The following is a 22,768-nucleotide window of genomic DNA, read 5'->3' as shown; positions in this document are numbered from 1 at the left end:
CCTAAAAGCGCCGATCCCGATAGCGAAGCTTGCAGCGCACACAGCAGAACGGAGGGTAGGAGTTCCACCATGCCAGCCAGCCCAGTCGGTTCTTCCATATGGAACCGCCACTCCCGTGGCATGGCCTGGGCTTTCCTCGTGTTTACAGTCCTGGCCGTGGGGCTCGTAGGCTGGGGCACCTACTCCTTTCAGGAACGCCAGAGCCGTCGGCGTGCCCAGGAACAACTCTCCCTGGTGGCTGTCCTGAAGGCGGAACAGATCCAAAGCTGGGTGGAGTTCCAGAGGGTCAGCGCCCTGGGCTTCAGCCGCGGCACCGTCATGGCCCTGGAACTGGAAACGTGGCTCAAGAGCGGCCAAGCCTCTGAGGACGGGCAAGCCCGCTGGCTGCGGCGCCTGCAGGCCATCGCCAAGGCTCAAGGCTACGTGGATGTCACCCTGACCCGGCTCGACGGCCGCCCACTCCTGTCCAGCCGGGGCTTCGAGGCCACGCCCAACCTCCCCGAAGCGCGTTACCTGGAAGAAGCCCGGCGGACCCAGGCCCCCGTCTTCACCTCCATTCACCGGGACCTCGAGCTGCCCGGCCGACCGCTTTCCCTGGACCTGGTGGCGCCCCTGATCGCCGTGGACCAAGCAGGAAGTCGTCCGGTGGCCCTCATGCTGCTGCGGGTTGATCCGAATGCCTTCCTGTTCCCCCTCCTCAAGGCCTGGCCCATCCCCACCCTCAGCGCCGAAACCCTTCTGGTGGAGCGTCAGGGCGGGGAGGTGGTCTTTCTCAGCGAGCTGCGCAATCGCCCCAACACGGCCCTGAACCTCCGCTTACCCCTGACACAGTCTGAGGCTCTGGCAGTGCAGGCGGTCCAGGGCCGAGAAACCCTGGAAGGGCGGGACTATCGAGGCCAAGCGATCCTGGGCGCCGCCAGGGCCATCCCGGGCACGCCATGGTTCCTCGTGGCCAGGCAGGACAAGGCGGAACTCTACGGCGCCCTCTGGGGGCGGACGCTCCTGATGAGCCTGGTGGTCCTGCTCTTGCTAGGTGGTGCCTTCCTGGCCTTGCGCGCCTGGAGGAATCCCGAGCGAGCCGAGGCCCCAACGGCATCGGCGGCGGCTGCCCGAGCCCTGCGACGGCGCCTGATGGCGGTGCTCCTAGCCGGCGCACTGCTCGGGCTGTTGGGGGGCATGGTGGTGTATCGGACCTTGGCCTCGGCGGAGTTGGGGCGGCTCCGCGCCCAGGAGGCGACCACGGCACGGCTGGCCGCGGAGAAAACCGAAAGCTGGCTCCGGACCCTAACCGGAGATCTGGACTACCTCGCCAACCACGCTGGGCTCGCCGAGGCGCTTGCCACCCCATCGCCGCAGGCCACCGCTCATTTCCTGGGGGACTGGGAGGCCTTCGCCCGCGCCAAGGGGATCTACGACCAGATCCGCTGGCTCGACCCCCAGGGGATGGAGCGGGCCCGGGTGAACTACGAGGCCGGCCGACCGAAGGCCGTTCCCAAAGACCAACTCCAGAGCAAGGCCGGCCGGGACTATGTCACCGAGACGCTCAAACTGGGCCGGGGGGCAGCCTTCCTCTCGCGCTTCGACCTCAACATCGAGCAGGGCCGCGTCGAGCTGCCCCTCAAACCGATGCTCCGCCTGGCCAAGCCGCTCATCGACGCGAAGGGTGTCAAGCGCGGGGTCCTGGTGCTCAACATTTTGGGTTCCCCCCACCTGAAGGAGCTGGATCAGATTCGCGGAACCTTCGGAATTCCGCCATGGCTCGTGGACCACGAGGGCTACTGGCTCAAGGGACCCGCACCGGAGCTGGAGTGGGGCTTCATGTTCAAGCGGCCTGAGGCCTCCATGGCCAAGCGGCACCCCCAGGCCTGGGCACGGGTCCAGGCCCTGGAGCAGGGCCAGTTCGAGGACGCCGAGGGTCTGTGGTCCATTGACACCGTGCGGCCGGCCGCCGAGGCCCTGCGCGGCGAGGCTGGCTTCAGCCCCCATGCTCCGCAGGGCTTCCAAGGATCCTGGAAGCTCGTGACCTTTCTTCCCCGAGCCCAGTTCCATTCGGGCCTCCTGCCTCTCGCTCTGAAGATCCTCGCCCTGGAAGCCCTGCTGCTCAGCCTACTGGCCCTGGCGGCCTGGCGCGTGTTCCTCGCCTCCCGTCGCCAAGAGTTGGCCGAAGGATCTCTACAAGAAACCACCCTCATGCTCCAGACCGTGCTGGACACCATCCCGGCCCGGGTCTTCTGGAAGGATCGGGAGCTGCGCTACCTGGGTGGCAACCAGACCTTTGCCCAGGACGCGGGGCTGGAGAGCCTAGCAGAGCTGCCAGGGAAAGACGATTTCGCCCTGGCTTGGCCCGAGCAGGCCGAGGCCTACCGGGCGGATGACCGGGCCGTGATGGATTCGGGCCTGCCGCGCATTGGTTTCGAGGAACCCATGCCCACGCCCGATGGCCAGGTCGCCTGGGTGCGCACCAGCAAGGTGCCCCTGCGCGGGACCGATGGGGAAGTCCGGGGCATCCTGGGCACCTTCGAGGACATCACGGCCCAACGCAAGGCCGAGGCCGAGATCCGCGTCAGCCAAGCCCGTTTGAAGGCAATCTTCGACAGCGCGGGGGTGGGCATCGGCCTCATTGACACCCACGGCCGCTACGTGCAAGTCAACGCCCAGTTTGCCCAGTTCCTGGGCTATGAGCCCGAGGAGCTGCTGCAACTCACCAACCGGGATATCACTCACCCGGAGGATCGGGACGTCACCAGCCAATATGTCCAGGCCCTGCTCAGCGGCGGCCTCGGTTCCTATGTCCAGGAGAAGCGGTATCTGCGCAAGGACGGCGAGGTTGTCTGGGGTCTGCTTTCCATTTCCGCCATTCGGAATGCCCAGGGTGTGGTCCAGAACCTCATCGGCATCGTCGCGGACATCACGGCCCGGAAGCAGATGGAGGCAACGCTTTCCACCGCACAGGAGCGGCTCGCCATCGCCACTCAGGGCGCCGGCATTGGCATCTGGGACTGGGACGTGGTGACCAACGAGTTGATATGGAATGACCAGATGTACCGCCTCTACGGCATCCAGCAGGAGGACTTCAGCGGGGCCTACGAGGCCTGGGTGAACGGCCTCGACCCTGAGGACAAGGTGCGGGGAGATGCGGAGATCCAGGCCGCTCTGAGGGGCGAGCAAGAATTCGCTCCGGAGTTCAAGGTGCGCTGGCCCGATGGCACCGTGCGCCATATCAAGGCCGCCTCCCGGACCCTGCGGGACGAAGCCGGCAACCCCACGCGTATGGTGGGCATCAACTACGACATCACCGACCTCAAAGGGGCAGAAGCAAAGCTGCAACTGGCCAACTTCCAAAGCGATCAGGCGTTGGACCTCTCGCTGGCCGGATACTGGCATGCGCCCCTCGACGGTTCCGGGTGGTACAACTCCTCGGAACGAGCGGCCCGTATTTTGGGGGACCCCCCACGGGAGGGCTGGCGCTATCGCTTTGAAGAGGAATGGTTCGCCCATGTGGAAGCAGGCGATAAAGCCGCCGCAGCAGCGACAAAGGAAAACTTCATCGCTACAGCCGAAGGGCGGATTCCCCTTTGTGAGGCCATTTACGCCTATCGGCGTCCGGTCGATGGCCGCATCGTCTGGATCCACGCCATTGGGCGCCTAGTGCGAGATGCCAGTGGAAAACCCACCGATATTTTCGGTGTGGTCCAGGACATCACGGCTCTCAAGTTGGCCCAGGACGCCCTCCTCAAAGCCAAGGAAACAGCCGAAGCCGCCAGCCAGCGCTTCAGCAGCCTCTTCAATGCTTCCTCTGAGGCCTACGTCATCATCGATGAGACCGCGGCCATCGTAGACTGCAACGCCGCCTTCCTGGAGCTCCTGGGATACGCGGGATTGCCGGAGGTGGCTGGCCAGCACCCGGCAGCGCTGGCGCCGGAGCGGCAACCCGATGGCGAGCTGTCCATGGCGAAGGGCATCGAGATGGTGGCTACGGCCCTCGCGAAGAACCGGCACACCTTTGAATGGCTGTGTCTCAGCGCGTCGGGCGAGGCGATCCCCGTCGAGGTGACGATCGTGCCTGTGACGGTTTCCGGCCGACCGCACCTGATGGGCATCTGGTACGACCTCCGCAGGCGCCTCAAGATCGAGCAGGAACTCCGGGACGCCACGGCAACCGCCGAAGCCGCCAACCGGGCCAAGAGCGAGTTCCTGGCCAACATGAGCCATGAGATCCGCACCCCCATGAATGCCGTCATGGGCCTCAGCCACCTGGCACTGCGCACGGACCTCACCCCCAAGCAGCGTGACTACCTGGCCCGCATCCAGGACTCCTCCCGGTTGCTGCTGGGCATCCTCAACGACATCCTGGATCTCTCCAAGATCGAGGCGGGGAGGATGGATCTTGAACTGGCGAACTTCAGCCTTGCCAGTGTGTTCGAGCATGTCGCCAACATCGTGTCAGAACGGGCCCGGGAGAAGGGGTTGGCCGTCTGCTTCGACCTGCCCGAAGAGATCCCCACGGCCTTGATCGGAGATTCCCTCCGCCTGGGCCAAGTGCTGCTCAACCTCGCCAACAACGCCGTGAAGTTCACGGAACGGGGTTGGGTCTCCGTTTCCGCCAAGCTGCTGTCCCGCGAGAACAGTCACATCCGGCTCCGGTTCGACATCCAGGACTCCGGCATTGGCATTTCCCCCGAGGTGCTTCCCACCCTGTTCCAGCCCTTCAGCCAGGCGGACAGCTCCACCACCCGGCGCTTCGGCGGCAGCGGCCTAGGCCTCGCCATCAGCAAGCGACTGGTGGCCCTGATGGAAGGCGAGATCAGCGCCGAAAGCAAGCCCGGCCAAGGCAGCCTTTTCTCCTTCACGGTCCCCCTTCGGGTGCAGGACGCGATCCCCGTCACGGTCGCAAAGCCACCCCTTGATACGCTCGCTGATGCCCTCGCCGGGAGGCGGGCCCTGGTGGTGGACAACGATCCCTTCGCCCAGGAAACGCTGGCCGATCTGCTGGGCAGCCTGGGCCTGGTGCCGCAGACCATCGGTTCCGGGCCTGAGGCCATCGAGCTCCTGGTGCAAGCCGAGCGGCGGAACCGCCGATGCGAGGTGGTCCTCCTCGACTGGCGCATGCCCGATATGGATGGCCTAGAGACAGCTCGAATAATTCTGGGGGATCCGCGTCTGCCCGTGAAGCCCGCCCTGATCCTGGTGACGGCCTACGGAGGGGAGGAACTGAATCACCTATCTGATCTCCCCGAGTTGGATGGCGTCCTCTTGAAACCGCTGAGTCTGACCCTCCTGCGGGACACCCTCCGGGATGCCCTGGCGCACCCACATTGGTTGCCGTCGCTGCCCCCAAACTCACCCCAGACCTCGGCCGGTCTTCCTCGGACGAAGGGAAGGATCCTCCTGGTCGAGGACAACGAGACCAACCGGATCGTCGCCCAGGAGATGCTCGAAGGCGAGGGCTACCAGGTTGGGTTGGCCTTCGATGGACACGAGGCCGTGGCCAAGGCACTGGCTCCGGGAGCATCCATCGACCTGGTGCTGATGGACATCCAGATGCCCGGCATGGACGGCCTAGAGGCCACCGCCCTGATCCGGAAGACCCGCCTGGACCTCCCCATCCTCGCCATGACCGCCCATGCCATGGAGTCCGAGCGCCAACGCTGCCTGGCCGCGGGCATGAACGATCACATCCCCAAGCCCTTCGAACCCGAGGTGCTGATGGAGGCGCTGACACGCTGGCTTCACCCCGGCCAGCCGCCCCGGGCCCCGCACACCCCGCCCCCGCAACAGCCAACTCAGGCGGGGGTCCCTGCCCTCGCGACCCTCCTGTCGCAGTTCAAAGGTGATGAGCGGAAGGTGGCCCACCTGCTGGAAGTCCTGCGCGGCGACCTCTCAGCCCAGCTCACAAGGCTCCAGGAAGCCCTGCTGGAAGGAGATGCCCCCGGGGCGGCCCGCGTGGCCCATGGCCTCAAGGGCCTGAGCGGCGTGGTGGCTACGTCCGGCATCCGGGACAGCGCCTTGGCTCTGGAAGCAGCCATTCAGGCAGGGCAACCCTGGACGCCGCTTGGCCAGGACATGGCGACGATCCTTGAGTCAACCCTGCACCACCTGCCCAGGCTGGATCCTCGAGGTCCCCAGGCCCCCTCCCGGCCCGCAGGGCCTGAGCTGGATCGACTAAAGGTCCTGCTCCCCTCGCTGCTTCGGAACCTGCGCAGGAAGAGCCTCTCGGCCCGGAAGGACGTGGAGGACTTGAAGGCGCTGCTGTGGGCTGATCCTCGGATGGTGCCGTTGGAGGACTGCATGGTTCGCATGGATTTCAACGGCGCAGCCCAGATTCTCGCCGAGCTGTTCACCGCGCTTGGCCTTCCCCTGGACGTTCCCTGAGGAGGCAGCCGTGGAACCACGCAACCCCACCATCCTGGTCGCCGACGACACCCCCACCAACCTGGAGCTGGTGGACAGTGTCCTGGGCGAGGACTTCGAACTGCTCATCGCCACCAACGGTCAGGAGGCCCTGGACCTCGCCCTTGCGGAAGGGCCCCTCCTCATCCTCATGGACGTCATGATGCCGGTCATGGATGGCATCGAGGCCTGTCGCCGGATCAAGGCCGATTCCCGCACCCAGGACATTCCCATCCTGTTCCTCACGGCCCTGGCCGACACCGAGGCGCTGCTGCGGGGATTCTCGGCCGGTGGCGCCGACTACGTCAGCAAGCCCTTCCATCCCGAAGAACTGAGAGCCCGCGTCGCCACCCATGTGGCCCTCAAGCAGGCCCGGGACCAGGAGCGCGTCCTGCGGGAACAACTCGAGGAGGCCTTGGCCAGCATCAAGCAGCTCTCCGGACTGCTGCCCATCTGCGCCACCTGCAAGAAGATCCGGGATGAACAAGGCGCATGGAATCCACTGGAGGTCTTCATCTCAGAGCACTCCGAGGCAGACTTCACCCACGGCATCTGCCCCGATTGCGCCCAGGCCTTCCGGGCGTCCAACAAGCGCGGCTGAGGGCGATTTCGGGCTCAGTTTCGGGCGCAGGCCATCTGGTTCCGCCCCGCATGCTTGGCCGAATACAGGGCCTTGTCAGCGGCCTCAATGAGCTCAGCCGGATGGAATTGAAGGTTGGGCACCAGGTTGGCGACCCCCAGGGACAGGGTGACCAGGGGGGATACGGGGGAATTGGGATGACGGAGGGCCAGTTCCGCCACGGCAGCCTGGATGCGCTCGGCCACCTGACGTGCCCCGGTAGCGTCGGTTTCGGCCAGGATGCAGCCGAATTCCTCGCCCCCATAGCGGGCCACGAGGTCGCCCGGTCTCAGGACGACACTGGCCAGGGCCTGGGCCACCCTCCGGAGGCAGTCGTCGCCTGCCAGATGGCCTTCCGCATCGTTGAAGGCCTTGAAACAGTCGATGTCCATGAGGATCAACGAAAGGGGTGCTTCGCTGCGGGCACCCCGTCGCCACTCCGTTTCCAGCACCTGATCGAACTTGCGCCGATTCGCGATGCCCGTGAGCCCATCCAGGAAGGACAGTCCCGCTAGGATATCGCGCTGCCGTTTCAGTTCGAGGTGGTTGCGCACCCTCGCCTTCACCACCGCCGGGCGGATGGGCTTGGAGATGAAGTCGATGGCCCCCAACTCGAGCCCTCGGGTCTCCTCCCCCTCCTGATCCAGGGCCGTGACGAAGATGATGGGGATATTCGCCGTCGTGCGCTCGGCCTTGAGCCGCCGGCAGGCCTCGTAGCCATCCATCTTGGGCATCATCACGTCGAGCAGGATGAGGTCGGGGGTTTCCGCCAGGGCGAGTTCCACCGCCTCCTCACCGTTCACGGCAAACAGAACCTCGTAGTCTGCCTCCAGGATCATCCCCAAGAACCCGATGTTGGCCGGCGAATCGTCGGCCACCAGAAGCGTGGGTCTGAGGCTGGGCATCCGGGGCTCCAAGACGGTGGCGGCAGGCCCCTCCATGGTAGCAACGGTGCCAAGACCCAACCGGAGCCCAAGGAAGCAGGTCTACTGCAGCAAAGCCTGGATGGCCGCCACCGTGGGCACCTGACCCTGGCTCTTCACGACGCCATCCACCACCAGCCCCGGTGTAGTCATCACGCCGCGGGCCACGATGTCGGGATACTCGGTGACCTTCACCAGCGTGTAGTTCGCGCCGATTCCCCGCGCTGCCTCTTCCGCCCGTTCCGCCAACAGCTTGCACTTGGCGCAGCCGGTCCCCAGGATTTCGATCTTCATGGTGGCTCCTTCATCGGGAGGCTGAGAAGGCAATCCAGGTGCACGATCCCGACAATCTGTCCCGGCTGAGATGAGGAGTTATTTGGTGCCTTTCAAGTGGGTTTCCATGAACCGGATGGCATGACCGATCATCAGCACCTGGTTCTCGCGTTTGCCAGCGCCATGGCCCTCATCCGCGAAGATGATCAGCTCCGTGGGGGCGCCTGTCTTGATGGCAGCCTCGTACATCTGGATGGCCTCGCCCACGGGAACCCGTGGATCGGTGGCGCCCTGCTGAATCTGCAGGGGAGCCTTCAGCTTCTGGATGTGCGTGGTGGGGGAGAGCTCGGCCATCGCCTCTCCGTCCTTGGCAGGATCACCGTATTCGCTGATGCGGAGGATGCGCCGGTAGGGCGCCGTGTTCTGGATGAAGGTCACCAGGTTGCTGATTCCGACGATGGAAACGCCGGCATCGTAGGCCCCCGCGAACCGGGTCATGGCGGCCAGGGTGGCATAGCCGCCGTAACTGCCGCCCATGACCCCCACCTTGGGAGCCTTCCCGCCCACCGCGAAGGCCTTCCGGGCCCAGGTGGCCGCATCCTCGATGTCGGTCCAGACTTTCAGCCGCTTCGCGCCGTTGTCTGCATCCAGCCAAGTCTTGCCGTAGCCGTCGCTGCCGCGCACGTTGGGCTCCACGAACACGAAGCCGGCGTCCACGAAGAGCTGGGCGTAGGTGGAGAAGCCGGGCTGGGACTGGCCCTCAGGACCGCCGTGGAACTCCACGAGGACAGGACGGGGCTCGTCGCTCGTCCCGGCGGGGCGGCGGACGAACACGGGAATCTTTGTACCGTCCCGGGCGGGGTAGTACTCCAGCGCGGCAGCGGCGAAGGTGCGGGTGTCCATGCCCGGCGCGCTGGGAACGACCCAGCGGGTGAGCTGACCCTTGTCCCAGTCATAGACATACGAAGTCCGGGGCGCCTTGGCGGTGATCACGCCGAAGGTCGTCAGGCGGCCGTTCCGCGTGGTGGAGCCGTTGAACACATGATCGGCACCATCGGGCAGCCTGGGCAGCTTGATCGAAGCGAGGGTCTTGGCGTCCAGGGCGAACAGGCGGGTGTAGCCGGCCTCATTGACGGTGTAGAGGATCCGCTTCCGGGCGTCGTCGATAGAGAACCCAGAGACATCCCAGGCCAGGGACCCGGTGATGGGCTTGAGGGCGCCCTTCTCGAAGACACAGAGCCGGCGGAACTCACCAAGCTTGGGGGTCAGCACCAATAGCTGCCCGGGCTTTGCGCCATAGGTGGCCTGGTACTCTTCCGGTTTGTCTTGTCCCAGCACCGGCGTCAACTTCTTGGTTCCTGGATGCCACTCCCAGTACTCGGCGGTGAGTGACCCCGTGGCTTTGGACAGGAGCAAGGTGCCATCCGCCCGATGGTCCGCAATGGACCAAAGGCCCGGCTCGTCCAGCAGAAGCTCCCGGCTCTTCGACGCAACGTTCCAGCGGTAGATGGCGTAAGCATCGGACTTACGGTCATTGGCCGTGTAGTAGATCCAGGCCCCGTCCGAACTCATGAACTGGAAGGCGGTCTGCACCCCCTTGAGGTGCTGGATCTCCTGGAGCGCTCCGCCCGCCGCTGGCAAAAGGTAGAGGCCGGGGTTCTCCTCGCCCTTTCGATCCTGCTGCACCACGAGGAGCTTCCCATCGGGGGACACATCTGCCAGCGAGGAGCGATCATCCCCGCCGGTCAGCTGGACGGGAAAAGTATTCGGACCGTCCAGCCGCCAGATCTGGGGCGTCCCCGTGACCGACCAGCCGAAATAGAGCTTGCGGCCATCCGGGGCCACCAGGCCCATGCCCGGCGCACGCACATCCAGCATCCGCTGGATCTTGCTGGCCAGGGCCGCCGGGAGGGCGGGCGGTGCGTATTTGGCCATCATTTCCGAAGAAACGCTAGCCGCGCCATGCCCCTTGTAGGTCTGCGGCGATTCAGCCCACAGACCCAGAGATGAACAGGCAATGAAGCAGGTCAACCGGCAGAGCATGGTCATGGTTCGCCTCCCAGCCCCTGGTTATACACCCGGCAAATCGACACGGCGCACCAACCTACATCAGCAGGTTGAACAGGAACCCCACCAGGATGATCCCAAGGGCGACGACGCCCAAAAAGGTGGCCAGCAGGGTGGGCCGGAGCACCTTGCGCAGGATCACGGTCTCCGGCAGGGATAAACCGGTCACCGCCATCATGAAGGCGAGCGCGGTCCCCAGGGCGGCACCTTTGGCCAACAACACCTGCACGATGGGAATGATCCCTGCGGCGTTTGAATAAAGTGGCACGCCGATCAGAACCGCGAGCGGCACGCTCCACCAGGCCGACTTGCCCATGAACCGTGCCAGCAGTTCAGCAGGAACGTAGCCATGGAGGAAGGCTCCGACGGCGATGCCCAGGAGGACATAGAGCCAAACTTTCAGGAAGATGTCCTTCGTAGCCTGCAGCGCCAGGCTCAAGCGTTCCGTGAATCCCACAGCCTGCCCATCGGCCACCGACGCCACAAAGGGAATCTCCAGCACCCAGGGCTCCAGGTGCCGTTCCATTCGGAGCTTGCCGATGACCCAACCGGAGACGAAGGCGATGGCCACACCGGTCGTCGCATAGAGCAGGGCGATGCGCCAACCGAAGAGGCTCAGCAACATGAACAGCGCCACCTCGTTCACCATGGGGGCTGAGATCAGGAAGCTGAACGTTGCGCCCAGAGGCACACCCACCCGGACGAAGCCGATGAAGAGCGGCACGGCAGAGCAGGAACAAAATGGGGTGGCGATTCCCAGCAGGGAGGCCAGAAGATTTCCCCAGATGCCCGTGCGCTTCGCCAGGAGGTCACGGGTGCGCTCTGGGCTGATGTAGGTCTGCACGAAACTTACGCCCATCACCACGAGACCGAGCAGCATAAGCACCTTCGGACCGTCGTAGGTAAAGAAGGCCACCGCCTCGCCCAAATGGCTACCCTGTCTCAATCCGAGCGCGTGGAAGGCCAGCCAATCAGCCGCTGGCTTAAGGCTGACGTATAAGGCGAACCAGGCCGGAAGGGCGGCCAGCAGCCACCCTCCCGATGCCCAGAATCCCGGTCCCTTCGAAGGCTGAGGTTTGGGTAGCTTCGCCTCACAGGTGCACTCGTTCGAGCCGCCGGTCATGCCCTCATCCTCCACAACAGGTAGGTGCGCAACCGCAGGTCCGGCCACTCTCTGCCTTCCAGCCTTCCACCTGAATGCTCAACACGGCTCCTGCCGCCAAGGCCAGTTCTTCGGCACTGAGGCCAGGGTAGCGCGCCTTGGCCGCCTCCAGGAGTTCCGGGGAGAACATGTCCAAGCCGTAGCGCCGTTCACCCACCACGGCCACATTCTCGAACCCTGCGGCCTTGATGGCCGCCAGGTAGTCCACCTTGAGCAGCGCCCCGGCAATGCAGGCACCGTAGGCATCCATATCCTGCGCAATGACTGTTGGCAGGTGCCGCACCAGCACCAAGTCAGACACCATGAGCCGACCGCCGGGCTTGAGTACCCGATGGGCTTCCCTGAACACGCGGGCCTTATCCGTGCTGAGGTTCACCACACAGTTGGAGATGATGGCGTCCACACTGCCATCCGCCACGGGCAGGTTTTCGATATCACCCAGGCGGAACTCCACATTCGTGTAGCCGTGCGACTTCGCCAACGTGGTGGCCCGTTCGATCATCTGGGGCGTCATGTCCACGCCGATGACGTGGCCTTCGGTGCCCACGCGCTGGGAGGCGAGGAAGGCATCGAAGCCCGCGCCCGAACCCAGGTCCAGCACCGTTTCACCTGACTGAAGCGAGGCCATGGCGACGGGATTGCCACAGCCCAGGCCGAGGTTGGCGCCCTCGGGTGCAGCCGCGAGGTCCTGAGCCTCGTAGCCCAGTCGCAGACTCGGATCCTCGTCGGTGGCGCAACCACAGGAGGAAGCTGGAGGGCAGCAACTTTGATTGTTGGTGACGAAGCCGGCATAGCGCTCACGGACGGCAGCTTTGATGGTTTGGGATTCCATGCTGTTTCCTTTCGAGGGGGCAGAGATCACTCAGGACGCATGCGCATCCAGGTCTCCAGGAACGTGGAAGGTCAGTCCCCGCTGCAGCAGGGCGAAGGTTTGGCGTGTCCTTGGGGCTTGGCCTCTGAGCCGCCAGAGCAGCAATCCTGCCAGAGGTATTCCGTCAGCGCGCGCAACACGCCGAACTCGGCGCGGTATCGAAGGGTTGTGCCTTCCCTGGCCACCAGGACCAGGCCCGCCTCAGAGAGGGTGGCCAAGTGATGGCTGAGGGTGGAGGCAGGGATGTCCAGGTGGGATTGCAGTTCCCCGGCGGGCGTCCCCGCCTCAGGGCCCTGCACCACGGTGCGGAGGATGCTCAGGCGCACGGGATGGCCGAGGGCTTTCAACTGCTCTGCCGCCTGCTCCACACGCCGGGTCACGGTGCCCTCCTGCTTTAATTCTAATTTTATCGAAATAGTGCGCAAGCCCTAATTTCGAATTTTTTGGAAATTCAGGAGAGCCAAGCCCGCTCTGCACCCAGCGCCATGAGGCGACGGCGGATTTCATCACGCCCCGCCCGGAACCTGGCCCGAAGGTCCGCTGGTGTGAGCGTGGGGTCATCGCTGGCGGGATCAGGAATGGGCCAGTGCAGGCGCTCCGCCCGACCCAGGAAGGCGGGGCAGACTTCCTCGGCGCACAGGGTGATCACCAGGTCCACGGTGGCTGGATCGATCTCCAAGACGCTCTTCGAAGCGTGGACGGAGGCGTCGATGCCCAGTTCGGCCAGGGCTTCGATGGCATAGGGGTTCACGTGACTGGGCCGACTCCCTGCGCTCTGGATGCGAAAGCCTGGAAACAACTGTCGGGCTAGACCCTCGCCCATCTGCGACCGGGCGCTGTTGGCAACACAAAGAAACAGGATGGACTGAGTCATGAGAGAGCCTCTAGCGCGGGAAGAACCAAGTGCAGAGCAGCACTCCGAGGTTGGCCAGGGTCCCCGCCTTGGCATCCTCCCAGTCGAGGAGAACCATGCCCTGCGACAGCAGGGCACCCATCAGGGCCACCCAACGCCACTCCCCTCGGGCCAGCAATAACAGCGCTGCCGCGGCCACCAGGAGCAGGGCCGCCCCGAGCCAGAGCAGTCCCATGGGACGCGTGAGCCGCTTCTGGATCTGGGGTAACTCGGCCAGGCCGAAGGCCTTGGCAAACCCCATCAGGTGTATCAACCCGTGGATGAGCAGAAAACCCGCAATGGCGAAACGCATGTTCCCTCCCTAACCGCAGCAGCCGGCGTCCTTGATCTCGCCAGATTCCCCAGGGAACCAGCGCTTCTTCAGCCAAAGCGAGACATTCACCAGTCCGATGAGGGCAGGAACCTCCACCAGGGGGCCAATGACTGCCGCGAAGGCTGCCCCATGACCCAGACCGAAGGTCGCCACAGCCACGGCGATGGCCAGCTCGAAGTTGTTGCTGGCCGCGGTGAAACTCAGTGTCGCGCTCTGGGGATAGTTGGCCCCGGCCTTCTTCGACAGCCAGAAGCTGGCCAGGAACATCACCACGAAGTAGATCAGCAGCGGCAGCGCCACCCGCAGCACATCGGTGGGATGCGCGATGATCTGCCGACCCTGGAGGCTGAACATGGCGATGATCGTGAAGAGCAGCGCGATCAGGGTGATGGGACTGATCTTCGGGACGAACACGCGGTGGTACCAGTCGAGCCCTTTGAGCTTGCCAAGCACCTTCCGCGTGAGAAACCCGGCCATGAACGGAATGCCCAGGTAGATGAAGACGCTGATGGCGATCTGCTGGATGGTGATGTCCACCCGGGCGCCCTGCAGGCCCAGCTTCGCGGGCAGTACCGTGATGAAGAGCCAGGCGTAGACGCTGAAGAACAGCACCTGGAAGATCGAGTTGAAGGCCACCAGGCCGGCGCAGTACTCCGTGTCCCCCTTCGCCAGGTCATTCCATACGATGACCATGGCGATGCAGCGGGCCAGGCCGATGAGGAGCAATCCGGTCATCAGCTCCGGTCGGTCCCGGAGGAAGAGGATCGCCAGACCCGCCATGAGCAGAGGGCCGATAACCCAGTTCTGCACCAGGGAGAGGACGAGCACCTTCCGGTTCTCGAAGACCAGGTGCAGTTCCTCGTAGCGGACCTTGGCCAGGGGCGGGTACATCATCACGATGAGACCGATGGCCAGGGGCACGCTGGTGGTGCCCACATTCCAGGCATTGAGGGCCGTGTTGAAGCCCGGTAGGAAGCGGCCCAGCAGGATGCCCAGCGCCATGGCCAGGAAGATCCACAGGGTCAGGTAGCGATCCAGGAAGGACAGGCGGCCGGTGGACATGAGAATGACCTACTTGCAGTCGCAGTCGTCGCCGCAGGCACCCTTCTCTTCGCCCTTCTCCTCGCAGGCGCAGGAGCCGCCGCAGCAGCCACCGCCCTCGGTCAGGGTGGATTCGGCCAGGGCCATCATGATCGAGTGGGGATCACCCTTCACCCGCAGGGCCATGTTCACGGCCTCGATCATGGCCTCCTTGGACACACCCAGGGCCTCCAGGCGCGACTGATGAGCACGGAAGGCGCGCTCTGCGTTGGCGCCGATGGCGGCGCCCAAGGCGACGAGGTTGAGGGTGATCTCGCTGAGGCCGGTCTCAAGCTGGGGATCGGTCTGGGTGGTCATGGAGGCTCCTGGTGATGGTGAGGGGATCAGGCTGGGTTGGAGATGGGTTCGGGGCAGTGGTTGGGATCGCAGGCTTCGCAGCGCAGGGCTAGGGCCTGGGTGCGGTCGCGAGCCAGGTCCGCTTCGGCCGCGGCCATGAGGGGCCAGAGGGCCTCGACCATCGGCCGGGTCTCGGCTTCATCCGCGAGGGCCACGTGGACCCAGCGGCCCACCTTCCGCTCCCGCACCAGGCCCGTGCGGCGCAGGGCCGTCAGGTGCTCCGACACGGTGGAGGGGGCCAGTGCCAGCACCTCGGCCACCTCGCAGACGCAGAGCTCGCCGCCCTGCAGGAGGGCGAGGATGCGCAGGCGCACGGGATGGGCCAGGGCTTTGAGGGTGTCCACGAGGGGACGGAGGGATTCAGTCATCATTTCTCGTTTTTCCGAAACAATTCCAGTCTACGACGAAATCACTTCTCCTTGTCGTGCCTCACTAGATGAGGTTACCTGTTGACACCCCTCCAGGAGCCCCCATGCCGCGGTCCACCCCCGCCTGTCTGTTGCTGGCCCTCGCCACGGTCCTGCAAGCCCAGAACCCCGCCCGGAACGCGCCAGCGCCGCCGTCGCCGGTTCCGGTCCTGGCCAGCTACCCCGACACGCCCGCAGGCAAGCTGCTGAAGGAGATCAAGGAACACTCCGAGGTGGTGGCCCGGGTCGAGCACCTCGCGGACCAGATCGGCCCACGGCTCACGGGCTCTGAGCAGCTGCGCCGGGCCCAGGCCTGGGCCATGGCCGAGATGAAGAAGCTGGGGGCTGAGAATGTCCACGAGGAGGCCTACGAGTTCGGCCTGGCCTGGACCCGGGGCGTGGACAGCGCCCGGCTCCTCACCCAAAACGGCCTGCGCTTCCGGGTGGACCAGCTGGCCTGGTCGCCGGCCACCAAGGGCCCCATCCAGGGTGAGGTAATGCTGGTGGATGCCCGCAACCTCGACGAGCTGCAGGCCTTCAAGGGTCGGCTCCGGGGCAGGATCCTCCTGCGCTCGAATCCCGGCGACAAGCGTCCCCCCCTGCCCCGCCGCGACCGGGGCGACATGGCGGCCTTCCAGTCCCAGCAGGCGGCCATGACCCAGTTCCTCCTCGACGAGGGCGCCGCAGCGGTCCTTTCCATGTCTCCCCGGAAGAACGGCCTCGGCTTCACCACCAGCGGTCCGGGTCGGGATCCCGGGAAGCCGGCCCTGCCTTCCGCCTACGTGCCCCAGGAGCCCTACAAGATGCTGCTGCGGCAGGTGGCAGGAAAAGAGCCCGTCCGGCTCGAGCTCAGCCTAGACGGCAGCTTCTCGGCCAAGCCCGTACAGGCCTACAACGTGGTGGGCGAGGTCCGCGGCTCGGAGAAACCCAACGAGGTCGTGATCATCGGCGGCCACCTGGACAGCTGGGACCTGGGCACCGGGGCCACCGACAACGCCACCGGCACCTCGGTCTGCCTCGAGGTCTTGCGGGCCCTGCAGGCCACTGGCCTGAAGCCGAAGCGCACCCTCCGCGTCATCCTCTGGAGCGGCGAGGAGGAAGGTCTGCTGGGCTCCAGGGCCTACGTCGAGGCCCACAAGGCCGAGTTGGACGCCATCCAGGCCGTGCTGGTCCACGACATGGGCACGGGCATGGTGAGGGGCTTTGACCTCCAGGCGCGGGAGAACAGCCGTGGCCTCATGGCCCAGGCCATCGCCCCCCTGAACGACCTGGGCGTCCGGGAGCTGCCCCTCACCGTCATGAACGGCACGGACCACGCCCCCTTCGACCGGGCGGGCGTGCCCGCCTTCGCGGCCATCCAGGAAATCGTCGATTACTTCGAGGGCACCCACCACAGCCAGATGGACTTCCCGGACCATGTGCAACCAGACCAGCTCATCCAGGGGGCCCAGGCCATGGCGGTCACGGCCTGGGAACTGCTGAACATGGAGGCCCGCCTGCCCCACGGCGTGGTGGCGCGGCCTGCCCGGCCCAACGCCGAAGCACCTGCCCCTCGCTGAATCCGGTTCGAATTCTCGCCCCGGCTACTGCCGCGTCATTTCCGCTCGGGCGAGCCGGGTGAGGTTCGCCAGGGCATCGGCGGGCCCCATGATCAGGAGCTCATCCCCCGCCTGGAACCGCTCATCGCCGGAGGGGTTGAAGCGGAGCCCCGCGCCGGGGTGGACGAGGCCCACGAGCAGGGAGCCGGTGGCGTGGCGCAGCCGGGCCTCTCGCAGGGTCTGGCCCACCAGGGGGCTGCCCGCCGCGATGGTGATGCGCTCCAGCCCAAGCTCGAACTGCTCCTGCTGGAGTACGATGTCGAAGAAGCTCATCATCTCGGGCTTGAGCAGCAGGCCCGCCATGCGGCGCCCGCCGATCTCGTAGGGGCTCACGATGTGGTCGGCGCCCGCGGCCTTGAGCTGGCGCTCGGTGCCCAGCTTCGCGCTGCGGGCCACCACGGGGAGATTCGGGCGGAGCTGCTTCACCGTGAGGGTCACCAGCACGTTGTCGGCGTCCGTGGTCAGGGCCGTGATGAGTCCCTTGGCGGACTGGATGCCGGCCCGCTGGAGAATCAGCTCATCCATGGCATTGCCGTAGAGGATCAGCTCACCGGCGAACCGGGGGCTGCGGCCCTTGGTCTCGTCCTGCTCAATGATGACGAAGGGCACACCGGCCTTCTTCAACTCCCAGGCGGCCTGGAAGCCCATCTTCCCGAAGCCGCAGACGATGACGTGATCCTTAAGGTCGTCCAGGCGTTTCTGCATGCGGCGCTCCATGAGATACCCCCGGAGGTCACCCTCGAGGAGCAGGGCCGTGAGGTTGGAGATGGCGTAGGTGGCCACACCCAGGCCCACGATGAGGTAGAAGATGGTGAAGATTTTCGTGCGGGCGTTCACTTCGCCCAGTTCCCGGAAGCCCACGGTGAACAGGGTGGTGATGGCCATGTAGAAGCTGTCGAGGTAGTTCAGGTGCGAGAGGAGGTGGTAGCCCAGGGCCCCGGCGAAGATGACCACGGCCAGCAGTACCAAGGCGTACCGCAGGCGCTTGAGGGGTGCATCGGCATCATGGTTCGGGACGTAGGGGAAGGGCGTGTGTATTCGCATCTCAGCCAATCCCCTGTCGGATGGCGAAGTTGGCGGTAGCCAGCGTCACGAGGTGGTCGCCACAGGTGAGGCGGCACTCGAGAATGGCCCCCCGGCCCGAGAAGCGAATGACCTTGCCCTCGGCCCGGACCTCACCCTTCGCGGGTTCCAGGTAGCGCACATGCAGGTCCGAGGTGGCGAAGGGCATGGCCCCATCGAAGGCGGTACTGAGCGCCAAGGCGCTGACCATGTCCGCCACAGTGGCCAGCACGCCGCCGTTCACCGTGCCCCGGGCCCCGTTGACCACCGCCTTGGTGGGTTGCAGCACCATGACCGCCCGGCCTGGATCGACCGACTCGATGGTCAACCCCCAGCCGCTGATGAGTGGCCAGGGATGGAAGCGCGCGCAAAGTCGCTCCAGGAGATCCGGAGCCAGGGTCTCTGGGATCTGCGGCTTGGCCATGCTTGAGTGTAGCCGCCGAAGGCCTGAAAGCCCGGTGATACCGAAGGTCAGAGGCCCAGGGTGCCCTTGAGGGAGCGGGCCATGCCCTGGAAGACCTTGGTCTGGGGGCTGTCCGGATGCGCCGCCACCAGGGGCTGGCCGGAGTCGCCACCCTCGCGGATCGACAGGTCGATGGGAACCTCTCCCAGGAAGGGCAGGTTCATGCGGGCTGCCGCGGCCTTGACGCCGCCATGGCCGAAGATCTGGGTCTCCTTGCCGCAGCCCGGACAGAGGAAGCTGCTCATGTTTTCGATGATACCGAGGATGGGCACCTTCACCGTGCCGAACATGCCGATGGCCTTCTTGGCATCGAGGAAGGCGACATCCTGGGGCGTGCTGACGATGACGGCGCCGTCCACCTGGGCGTTCTGGATAAGGGTGAGCTGCACATCGCCCGTGCCAGGCGGCAGGTCGATGAGCAGCACGTCGAGGTCGCCCCAGGCCACGTCCTTCAGGAACTGCTGGAGGGCCTTGTTGAGCATGGCGCCGCGCCAGATGACGGGGCGGTCCTCCTCGATGAGCACCCCCATGGACATCACCTTGATGCCGAACTTCTCCAGGGGCAGGATCTGACCGTCCGGCGTGCCGAGCGGCGAGTCCTTCAGGCCCAGCATCATGGGGATGGAGGGGCCGTAGATGTCGGAATCCAGCAGGCCCACCTTGAGACCCTGCTGGGCCATGGCCACGGCCAGGTTCACGGTGACGGTGCTTTTCCCCACGCCGCCCTTGCCGGAGCCCACCACCACGCAGCGCTTGATGCCAGGGATGAGGTTCTTGAACTCCACCTGGGCGGTCTTCTCCCAGCCGATCTCGATCTCGGCCGAAGCCACCCCGGGCTGTTTGAGGATCAGGTCCTCCAGGGCCTGCTTGATGACCTGCACCCGGTCCTGGTAGGCCTCGAGGAGTTGCAGCAGCACCGTGACCTTGCCCTCGGTGACATCGATGCCCTTCACGGCCTTAAGGGTGGTGAGACTGGCGTTCGTCCCGGGAACCACATAGGCATTGAGGGCCTCAAAGAGGGCGGCGCGGCTGATTTTCGTCATGCGTGTCTCCAGCCCCCCAGTTTGACACGGGCTGGTTGGAAGTCTGAACAGCCAAGCCTGAAGGCCCGTGTCGTCTGAGCTACGCATCGATTCCCTGCGCGGCGCCACATCAGGTCTGACCCCATGCCCAGCGGTGCGCTCCCGGGTGAAACCTTGTTGCGGTGGTTTCTGCCCAAAGCTGGTGGCAGAATGCGTAGGCTCGTTCGCAGCTGACCCATGCATCTGCAATCAAGTTCCCGTGACACCTCCCGGCACCATCTGGTGCCCCCTGTCGGAAAGGTCGCCGTCATGATGTCTCTGTCTTCCTCCCGTTCCCCTCGCGCCTACCTGGCCGGGCTGCTCCTGGCGGGTTCCTGCCTGGCCCAGGAACCCAAGCCCACTCCGACTCCGGAGCCTGCGCCAGCTCCGGCGCCTGCTCCAGTTCCAGTTCCGGCTCCGACCCCAACTCCCGCACCGGCTGGCGAGAAGCCGGCCCAGGCACCCGAGGCCACCCCGCCGCCAGCGGCCGTCGCCCCCACCGAGGCCAAGCCCGCCGAAGTCCCCAAGCCTGCCGAGACCGCTGCGGTCGCCCGCCTGGTTTGCTACCGAGAGAAGAGGTTCGCCGGCTCCGCACTGCATCACAGCATCTTCCTGGACGGCGTCGAGATCGGCGACCTGAACAATGGCACTTACTTCATCATCAAGGTCGCCCCGGGCGAGCACAAAATGCACGCCGACGAGAAGAAGGATGAGTTCGCGTTCACCGTGGAGGCCGGCAAGACCTACTACTTCAAGACCGAGATCCAGATGGGCTTCTGGAAGGGACATGGAAAGATCAGCCCCGTCGAGGCCGCCTTCGGTGCGGGCGAGTTCACCAAATGGAAGGGCGAGGACCGGCTCAAGTACACGCCTGCAGCCGACCTGAGGAAGGTCGACATGCTCGAGATGCCCTGACCCTCTGAAGGGATGGACGGATTCCAGGGGGCGGGCCTGTGGGTCCGCCCTCTACCTGTACCCACCTCGCTCAGATGTCCGGATCCAGGGGTCCGAGCTTCTGGGTGAGGGCCCCCACGCCGCTGGCGAGGAGGGTGTGCTCGTAGATCCGCAGCTGGCTCCGCAGCGGGGGATCCTGGGGATCGAAGCCGCGATGCCGCACCTCGCCATTGGGCCCGAGGACGCGCCCCTTCAGCGTGTCATGCAGCTGCAGCTCGACCATTTCCATGACCTGGGCGGCGAGCAGCGGATCCACCAGGGGGAAGGCCAGCTCCACCCTGCGATCCAGATTTCTGGGCATAAGGTCGGCACTGGAGAGCAGGGTGTCGGGCTGCCCATCGTTGGCGAAGTGGTAGATCCGGGCATGCTCCAGGAAGCGGTCCAGGATGGACAGGGCGCGGATGTTCTCAGACAGCCCCGGCACGCCGGGCCGCAGGCAGCAAGTCCCCCGCACGATGAGATCCACCTTTACTCCCTCGCGGCTGGCCTCGTAGAGCATCTGGATGAGCTGGGGATCCACCAGGGCGTTCATCTTGAGGACCATGCGGGCCGGCCGGCCCTCCCGAGCGTGGCCGATCTCCCGCTGGATGCGGGCCTTGAGGGCCTTCTTCAGGTGCTGGGGCGCCAGCAGGATCCGGTGGAACCGCGGCGGCCGTGTGTAGCCCGTGAGCATGTTGAACAGGTTCGACAGGTCCTCGCCGAACTCGGGCCGGGCGGTGAGTAGGCCCACGTCCGAGTAGAGCCTGCTGGTGCGCTCGTTGTAGTTGCCGGTGCCCAGGTGGCAATAGCGCTTGATGCCGCCGGCCTCCTGGCGCACCACGAGGCAAGCCTTGCAATGGATCTTGTGGTTGGGCAGGCCGTAGACCACGTGGACGCCGGTCTTTTCGAGGCGCCGGGCCCAGGCGATGTTGGCGGCCTCGTCGAAGCGGGCCCGCAGTTCCACGATGGCCGCCACCTGCTTACCCCGCTCCGCAGCCCGCTCCAGGGCCGCGGCCACCGGGCTATTGGCCGTCACGCGGTAGAGGGTCATCTTGATGGCGAGGACCTTCGGATCCTCCGCCGCCTCGCGGACGAAGCGCACGACGCTGTCATCGAAGCTCTGGTAGGGATGGTTCAGCAGGATGTCGTTTCGGGAGATGGCATCGAAGATGTTGCCGACCTGGTCCAGCTGGGGCACGGGCAGGGGCGGCAGGGGCATGTCCTTGAGTTTGGGCAGGTCCAGCTGGCCGTAGAGCTGCATCAGGTCCGAGAAGGCCGTGAGGCCGGAGCAGGGATAGAGGTCCTCCGGGCTGAGGTCCATCTCATCGATGAGCAGGTCCAGCACCTTGGAGGACAGCCCGTGCTCGAACTGGAGCCGCACGACGGCACCCCGACGGCGGTCGCGGAGACCCTCCTCCACGGTCTTGAGCAGGTCCTCGGAGGGGTCCTCCTCCACCGGCAGGTCCGAATCGCGGGTGACGCGGATGGCGTGGCAGCTCTTCACCGTGTAGCCCAGGAAGAGCCGCGACAGGTGGTGCCGCACCACGTCCTCGAGCATGACGAAGCAGTGGGATCCCGGCGCCGAGGGCACCCGGAGGAAGCGCGAGGCCAGGCCCGTGGGCACGTGGATGAAGGAGAGTTCGGAGGCGGGCAGGTCACCGTCCAGCAGGTCCTCGTCCGGCTCCAGTTCCACGACAAGCACCAGGGCCCGGTTGCCCAGGCGGGGAAAGGGGTGCCCCGTATCCACGGCCAGGGGGGTGATCAGGGGCAGCAGGCTGCGCTCGAAGTAGTCCAGGACGAAGGCGCCCTGGGCTTCATCGAGGTGGGCCGGATCCAGGACGCGGATGCCTGCCGCCTCGAGCTGGGGCTCGAGAATCGCGTGAAACAGCTCGTGCTGCCGGGCGGAGTAGGAGTGGATCCGGGAGGACACGCGCTCCAGCAGCTGGCGGGGCGTCAGGCCATCCGGCCCGGGTTGGGTGATGCCCGCGTCGATCTGGCGCCAGATGCCCGCCACCCGCACCATGAAGAACTCGTCCCAGTTGCTGGACACGATGCTGAGGAACTTCACTCGCTCCAGCAGGGGCACGGTGGAGTCCTCGGCCTCCTCCATCACCCGAGCGTTGAAGTCCAGCCAGCTCAGCTCGCGGTTGAGCAGCTCTTCGGGGCGGGGGATGGGATGGTGCACGGCAGAACCTCTCGGGCCGCAGTCTACCGCCCGCGTGTAACAGACTGATGGTACAGCCGATGGTGCCCTCGACCTGGAGATCTTCCTTGGT

General features: G+C 65.5%; 19 protein-coding genes. 4 read left to right on the top strand and 15 right to left on the bottom strand.

Annotated elements, in window-relative coordinates:
* Nucleotides 1-69 precede the first annotated feature (69 nt).
* Nucleotides 70-6,372 carry a PAS domain S-box protein gene (locus WAS25_RS01730; protein WP_422309697.1) on the top strand — a complete coding sequence of 2,101 codons (6,303 nt, stop codon included), beginning with the start codon at nt 70-72 and terminating at the stop codon, nt 6,370-6,372.
* Between the two features lie 10 nt (nt 6,373-6,382).
* Nucleotides 6,383-6,991 carry a response regulator gene (locus WAS25_RS01725; protein ID WP_422309695.1) on the top strand — a complete coding sequence of 203 codons (609 nt, stop codon included), beginning with the start codon at nt 6,383-6,385 and terminating at the stop codon, nt 6,989-6,991.
* 14 nt (nt 6,992-7,005) lie between these two features.
* Here the strand turns inward: WAS25_RS01725 and WAS25_RS01720 are convergent, their stop codons facing one another.
* The 11 genes from WAS25_RS01720 to WAS25_RS01670 form a co-directional block, all read right to left on the bottom strand.
* Nucleotides 7,006-7,914, bottom strand: a complete 909-nt coding sequence (locus WAS25_RS01720; protein WP_422309693.1) for a diguanylate cyclase domain-containing protein — start codon at nt 7,912-7,914, stop codon at nt 7,006-7,008.
* 81 nt (nt 7,915-7,995) lie between these two features.
* Nucleotides 7,996-8,226, bottom strand: a complete 231-nt coding sequence (locus WAS25_RS01715; RefSeq protein ID WP_422309691.1) for a thioredoxin family protein — start codon at nt 8,224-8,226, stop codon at nt 7,996-7,998.
* 78 nt (nt 8,227-8,304) lie between these two features.
* Complete coding sequence (locus tag WAS25_RS01710) at nt 8,305-10,254, bottom strand: S9 family peptidase (protein ID WP_422309689.1); 1,950 nt, start codon at nt 10,252-10,254, stop codon at nt 8,305-8,307.
* A gap of 55 nt (nt 10,255-10,309) precedes the next feature.
* Nucleotides 10,310-11,395 (bottom strand): permease, encoded by a 1,086-nt coding sequence (locus WAS25_RS01705; protein ID WP_422309687.1) that lies wholly within the window; start codon nt 11,393-11,395, stop codon nt 10,310-10,312.
* A gap of 4 nt (nt 11,396-11,399) precedes the next feature.
* The gene (gene arsM / locus WAS25_RS01700; protein ID WP_422309685.1) at nt 11,400-12,266 is read right to left on the bottom strand and encodes an arsenite methyltransferase; all 867 of its coding nucleotides are present in this window, start codon (nt 12,264-12,266) and stop codon (nt 11,400-11,402) included.
* A gap of 71 nt (nt 12,267-12,337) precedes the next feature.
* Nucleotides 12,338-12,685, bottom strand: coding sequence for an ArsR/SmtB family transcription factor (locus tag WAS25_RS01695; protein WP_422309683.1), 348 nt, complete (start codon nt 12,683-12,685; stop codon nt 12,338-12,340).
* A gap of 71 nt (nt 12,686-12,756) precedes the next feature.
* The gene (locus WAS25_RS01690) at nt 12,757-13,179 is read right to left on the bottom strand and encodes an arsenate reductase ArsC (RefSeq protein WP_422309681.1); all 423 of its coding nucleotides are present in this window, start codon (nt 13,177-13,179) and stop codon (nt 12,757-12,759) included.
* A 10-nt stretch (nt 13,180-13,189) separates the two neighbouring features.
* Entirely contained in the window at nt 13,190-13,510 is a 321-nt protein-coding gene (locus WAS25_RS01685; protein WP_422309679.1) for a hypothetical protein, read from the bottom strand.
* 9 nt (nt 13,511-13,519) lie between these two features.
* A complete protein-coding gene (gene arsB / locus WAS25_RS01680) occupies nt 13,520-14,593 on the bottom strand; it encodes an ACR3 family arsenite efflux transporter (protein ID WP_422309677.1) in 1,074 nt (357 codons plus the stop codon).
* 9 nt (nt 14,594-14,602) lie between these two features.
* Nucleotides 14,603-14,929: a hypothetical protein gene (locus WAS25_RS01675; protein ID WP_422309675.1), complete on the bottom strand. Its 327-nt coding sequence runs from the start codon at nt 14,927-14,929 to the stop codon at nt 14,603-14,605.
* A gap of 26 nt (nt 14,930-14,955) precedes the next feature.
* A complete protein-coding gene (locus tag WAS25_RS01670) occupies nt 14,956-15,336 on the bottom strand; it encodes an ArsR/SmtB family transcription factor (protein WP_422309673.1) in 381 nt (126 codons plus the stop codon).
* Between the two features lie 104 nt (nt 15,337-15,440).
* On the opposite strand from WAS25_RS01670, the gene WAS25_RS01665 reads away from it, so the two are divergent.
* A complete protein-coding gene (locus tag WAS25_RS01665) occupies nt 15,441-16,934 on the top strand; it encodes a M20/M25/M40 family metallo-hydrolase (protein ID WP_422309672.1) in 1,494 nt (497 codons plus the stop codon).
* Between the two features lie 24 nt (nt 16,935-16,958).
* Here the strand turns inward: WAS25_RS01665 and WAS25_RS01660 are convergent, their stop codons facing one another.
* From WAS25_RS01660 to WAS25_RS01650, 3 genes are read right to left on the bottom strand one after another with little or no spacing between them, the layout of a single operon-like run.
* On the bottom strand, nt 16,959-18,017 hold the full coding sequence (locus WAS25_RS01660; protein WP_422309670.1) for a potassium channel family protein: 1,059 nt from the start codon (nt 18,015-18,017) through the stop codon (nt 16,959-16,961).
* Between the two features lies 1 nt (nt 18,018).
* The gene (locus WAS25_RS01655) at nt 18,019-18,459 is read right to left on the bottom strand and encodes a PaaI family thioesterase (protein WP_422309668.1); all 441 of its coding nucleotides are present in this window, start codon (nt 18,457-18,459) and stop codon (nt 18,019-18,021) included.
* Between the two features lie 47 nt (nt 18,460-18,506).
* Nucleotides 18,507-19,541: a P-loop NTPase gene (locus tag WAS25_RS01650; RefSeq protein ID WP_422309666.1), complete on the bottom strand. Its 1,035-nt coding sequence runs from the start codon at nt 19,539-19,541 to the stop codon at nt 18,507-18,509.
* 288 nt (nt 19,542-19,829) lie between these two features.
* Between WAS25_RS01650 and WAS25_RS01645 the strand changes: the two genes are divergently transcribed.
* Complete coding sequence (locus tag WAS25_RS01645) at nt 19,830-20,474, top strand: DUF2846 domain-containing protein (RefSeq protein ID WP_422309665.1); 645 nt, start codon at nt 19,830-19,832, stop codon at nt 20,472-20,474.
* A 70-nt stretch (nt 20,475-20,544) separates the two neighbouring features.
* On the opposite strand, the gene ppk1 is transcribed toward WAS25_RS01645, so the two are convergent.
* Nucleotides 20,545-22,677: a polyphosphate kinase 1 gene (ppk1, locus tag WAS25_RS01640; protein WP_422309663.1), complete on the bottom strand. Its 2,133-nt coding sequence runs from the start codon at nt 22,675-22,677 to the stop codon at nt 20,545-20,547.
* Nucleotides 22,678-22,768: the final 91 nt, after the last annotated feature.

The organism is Geothrix sp. (assembly GCF_049292215.1).
Classification (GTDB): Bacteria; Acidobacteriota; Holophagae; order Holophagales; family Holophagaceae; genus Geothrix.
This window is presented reverse-complemented; position numbering and strand designations above follow the sequence as displayed.

Coding starts and splice junctions, on each gene's coding strand:
- WAS25_RS01730 (WP_422309697.1), top strand. CDS start 70: ATGCCAGCCAGCCCAGTCGGTTCTTCCATATGGAACCGCCACTCCCGT.
- WAS25_RS01720 (WP_422309693.1), bottom strand. CDS start 7,914: ATGCCCAGCCTCAGACCCACGCTTCTGGTGGCCGACGATTCGCCGGCC.
- WAS25_RS01715 (WP_422309691.1), bottom strand. CDS start 8,226: ATGAAGATCGAAATCCTGGGGACCGGCTGCGCCAAGTGCAAGCTGTTG.
- WAS25_RS01710 (WP_422309689.1), bottom strand. CDS start 10,254: ATGACCATGCTCTGCCGGTTGACCTGCTTCATTGCCTGTTCATCTCTG.
- WAS25_RS01705 (WP_422309687.1), bottom strand. CDS start 11,395: ATGACCGGCGGCTCGAACGAGTGCACCTGTGAGGCGAAGCTACCCAAA.
- arsM (WP_422309685.1), bottom strand. CDS start 12,266: ATGGAATCCCAAACCATCAAAGCTGCCGTCCGTGAGCGCTATGCCGGC.
- WAS25_RS01690 (WP_422309681.1), bottom strand. CDS start 13,179: ATGACTCAGTCCATCCTGTTTCTTTGTGTTGCCAACAGCGCCCGGTCG.
- WAS25_RS01685 (WP_422309679.1), bottom strand. CDS start 13,510: ATGCGTTTCGCCATTGCGGGTTTTCTGCTCATCCACGGGTTGATACAC.
- arsB (WP_422309677.1), bottom strand. CDS start 14,593: ATGTCCACCGGCCGCCTGTCCTTCCTGGATCGCTACCTGACCCTGTGG.
- WAS25_RS01675 (WP_422309675.1), bottom strand. CDS start 14,929: ATGACCACCCAGACCGATCCCCAGCTTGAGACCGGCCTCAGCGAGATC.
- WAS25_RS01670 (WP_422309673.1), bottom strand. CDS start 15,336: ATGACTGAATCCCTCCGTCCCCTCGTGGACACCCTCAAAGCCCTGGCC.
- WAS25_RS01665 (WP_422309672.1), top strand. CDS start 15,441: ATGCCGCGGTCCACCCCCGCCTGTCTGTTGCTGGCCCTCGCCACGGTC.
- WAS25_RS01660 (WP_422309670.1), bottom strand. CDS start 18,017: ATGCGAATACACACGCCCTTCCCCTACGTCCCGAACCATGATGCCGAT.
- WAS25_RS01655 (WP_422309668.1), bottom strand. CDS start 18,459: ATGGCCAAGCCGCAGATCCCAGAGACCCTGGCTCCGGATCTCCTGGAG.
- WAS25_RS01650 (WP_422309666.1), bottom strand. CDS start 19,541: ATGACGAAAATCAGCCGCGCCGCCCTCTTTGAGGCCCTCAATGCCTAT.
- WAS25_RS01645 (WP_422309665.1), top strand. CDS start 19,830: ATGATGTCTCTGTCTTCCTCCCGTTCCCCTCGCGCCTACCTGGCCGGG.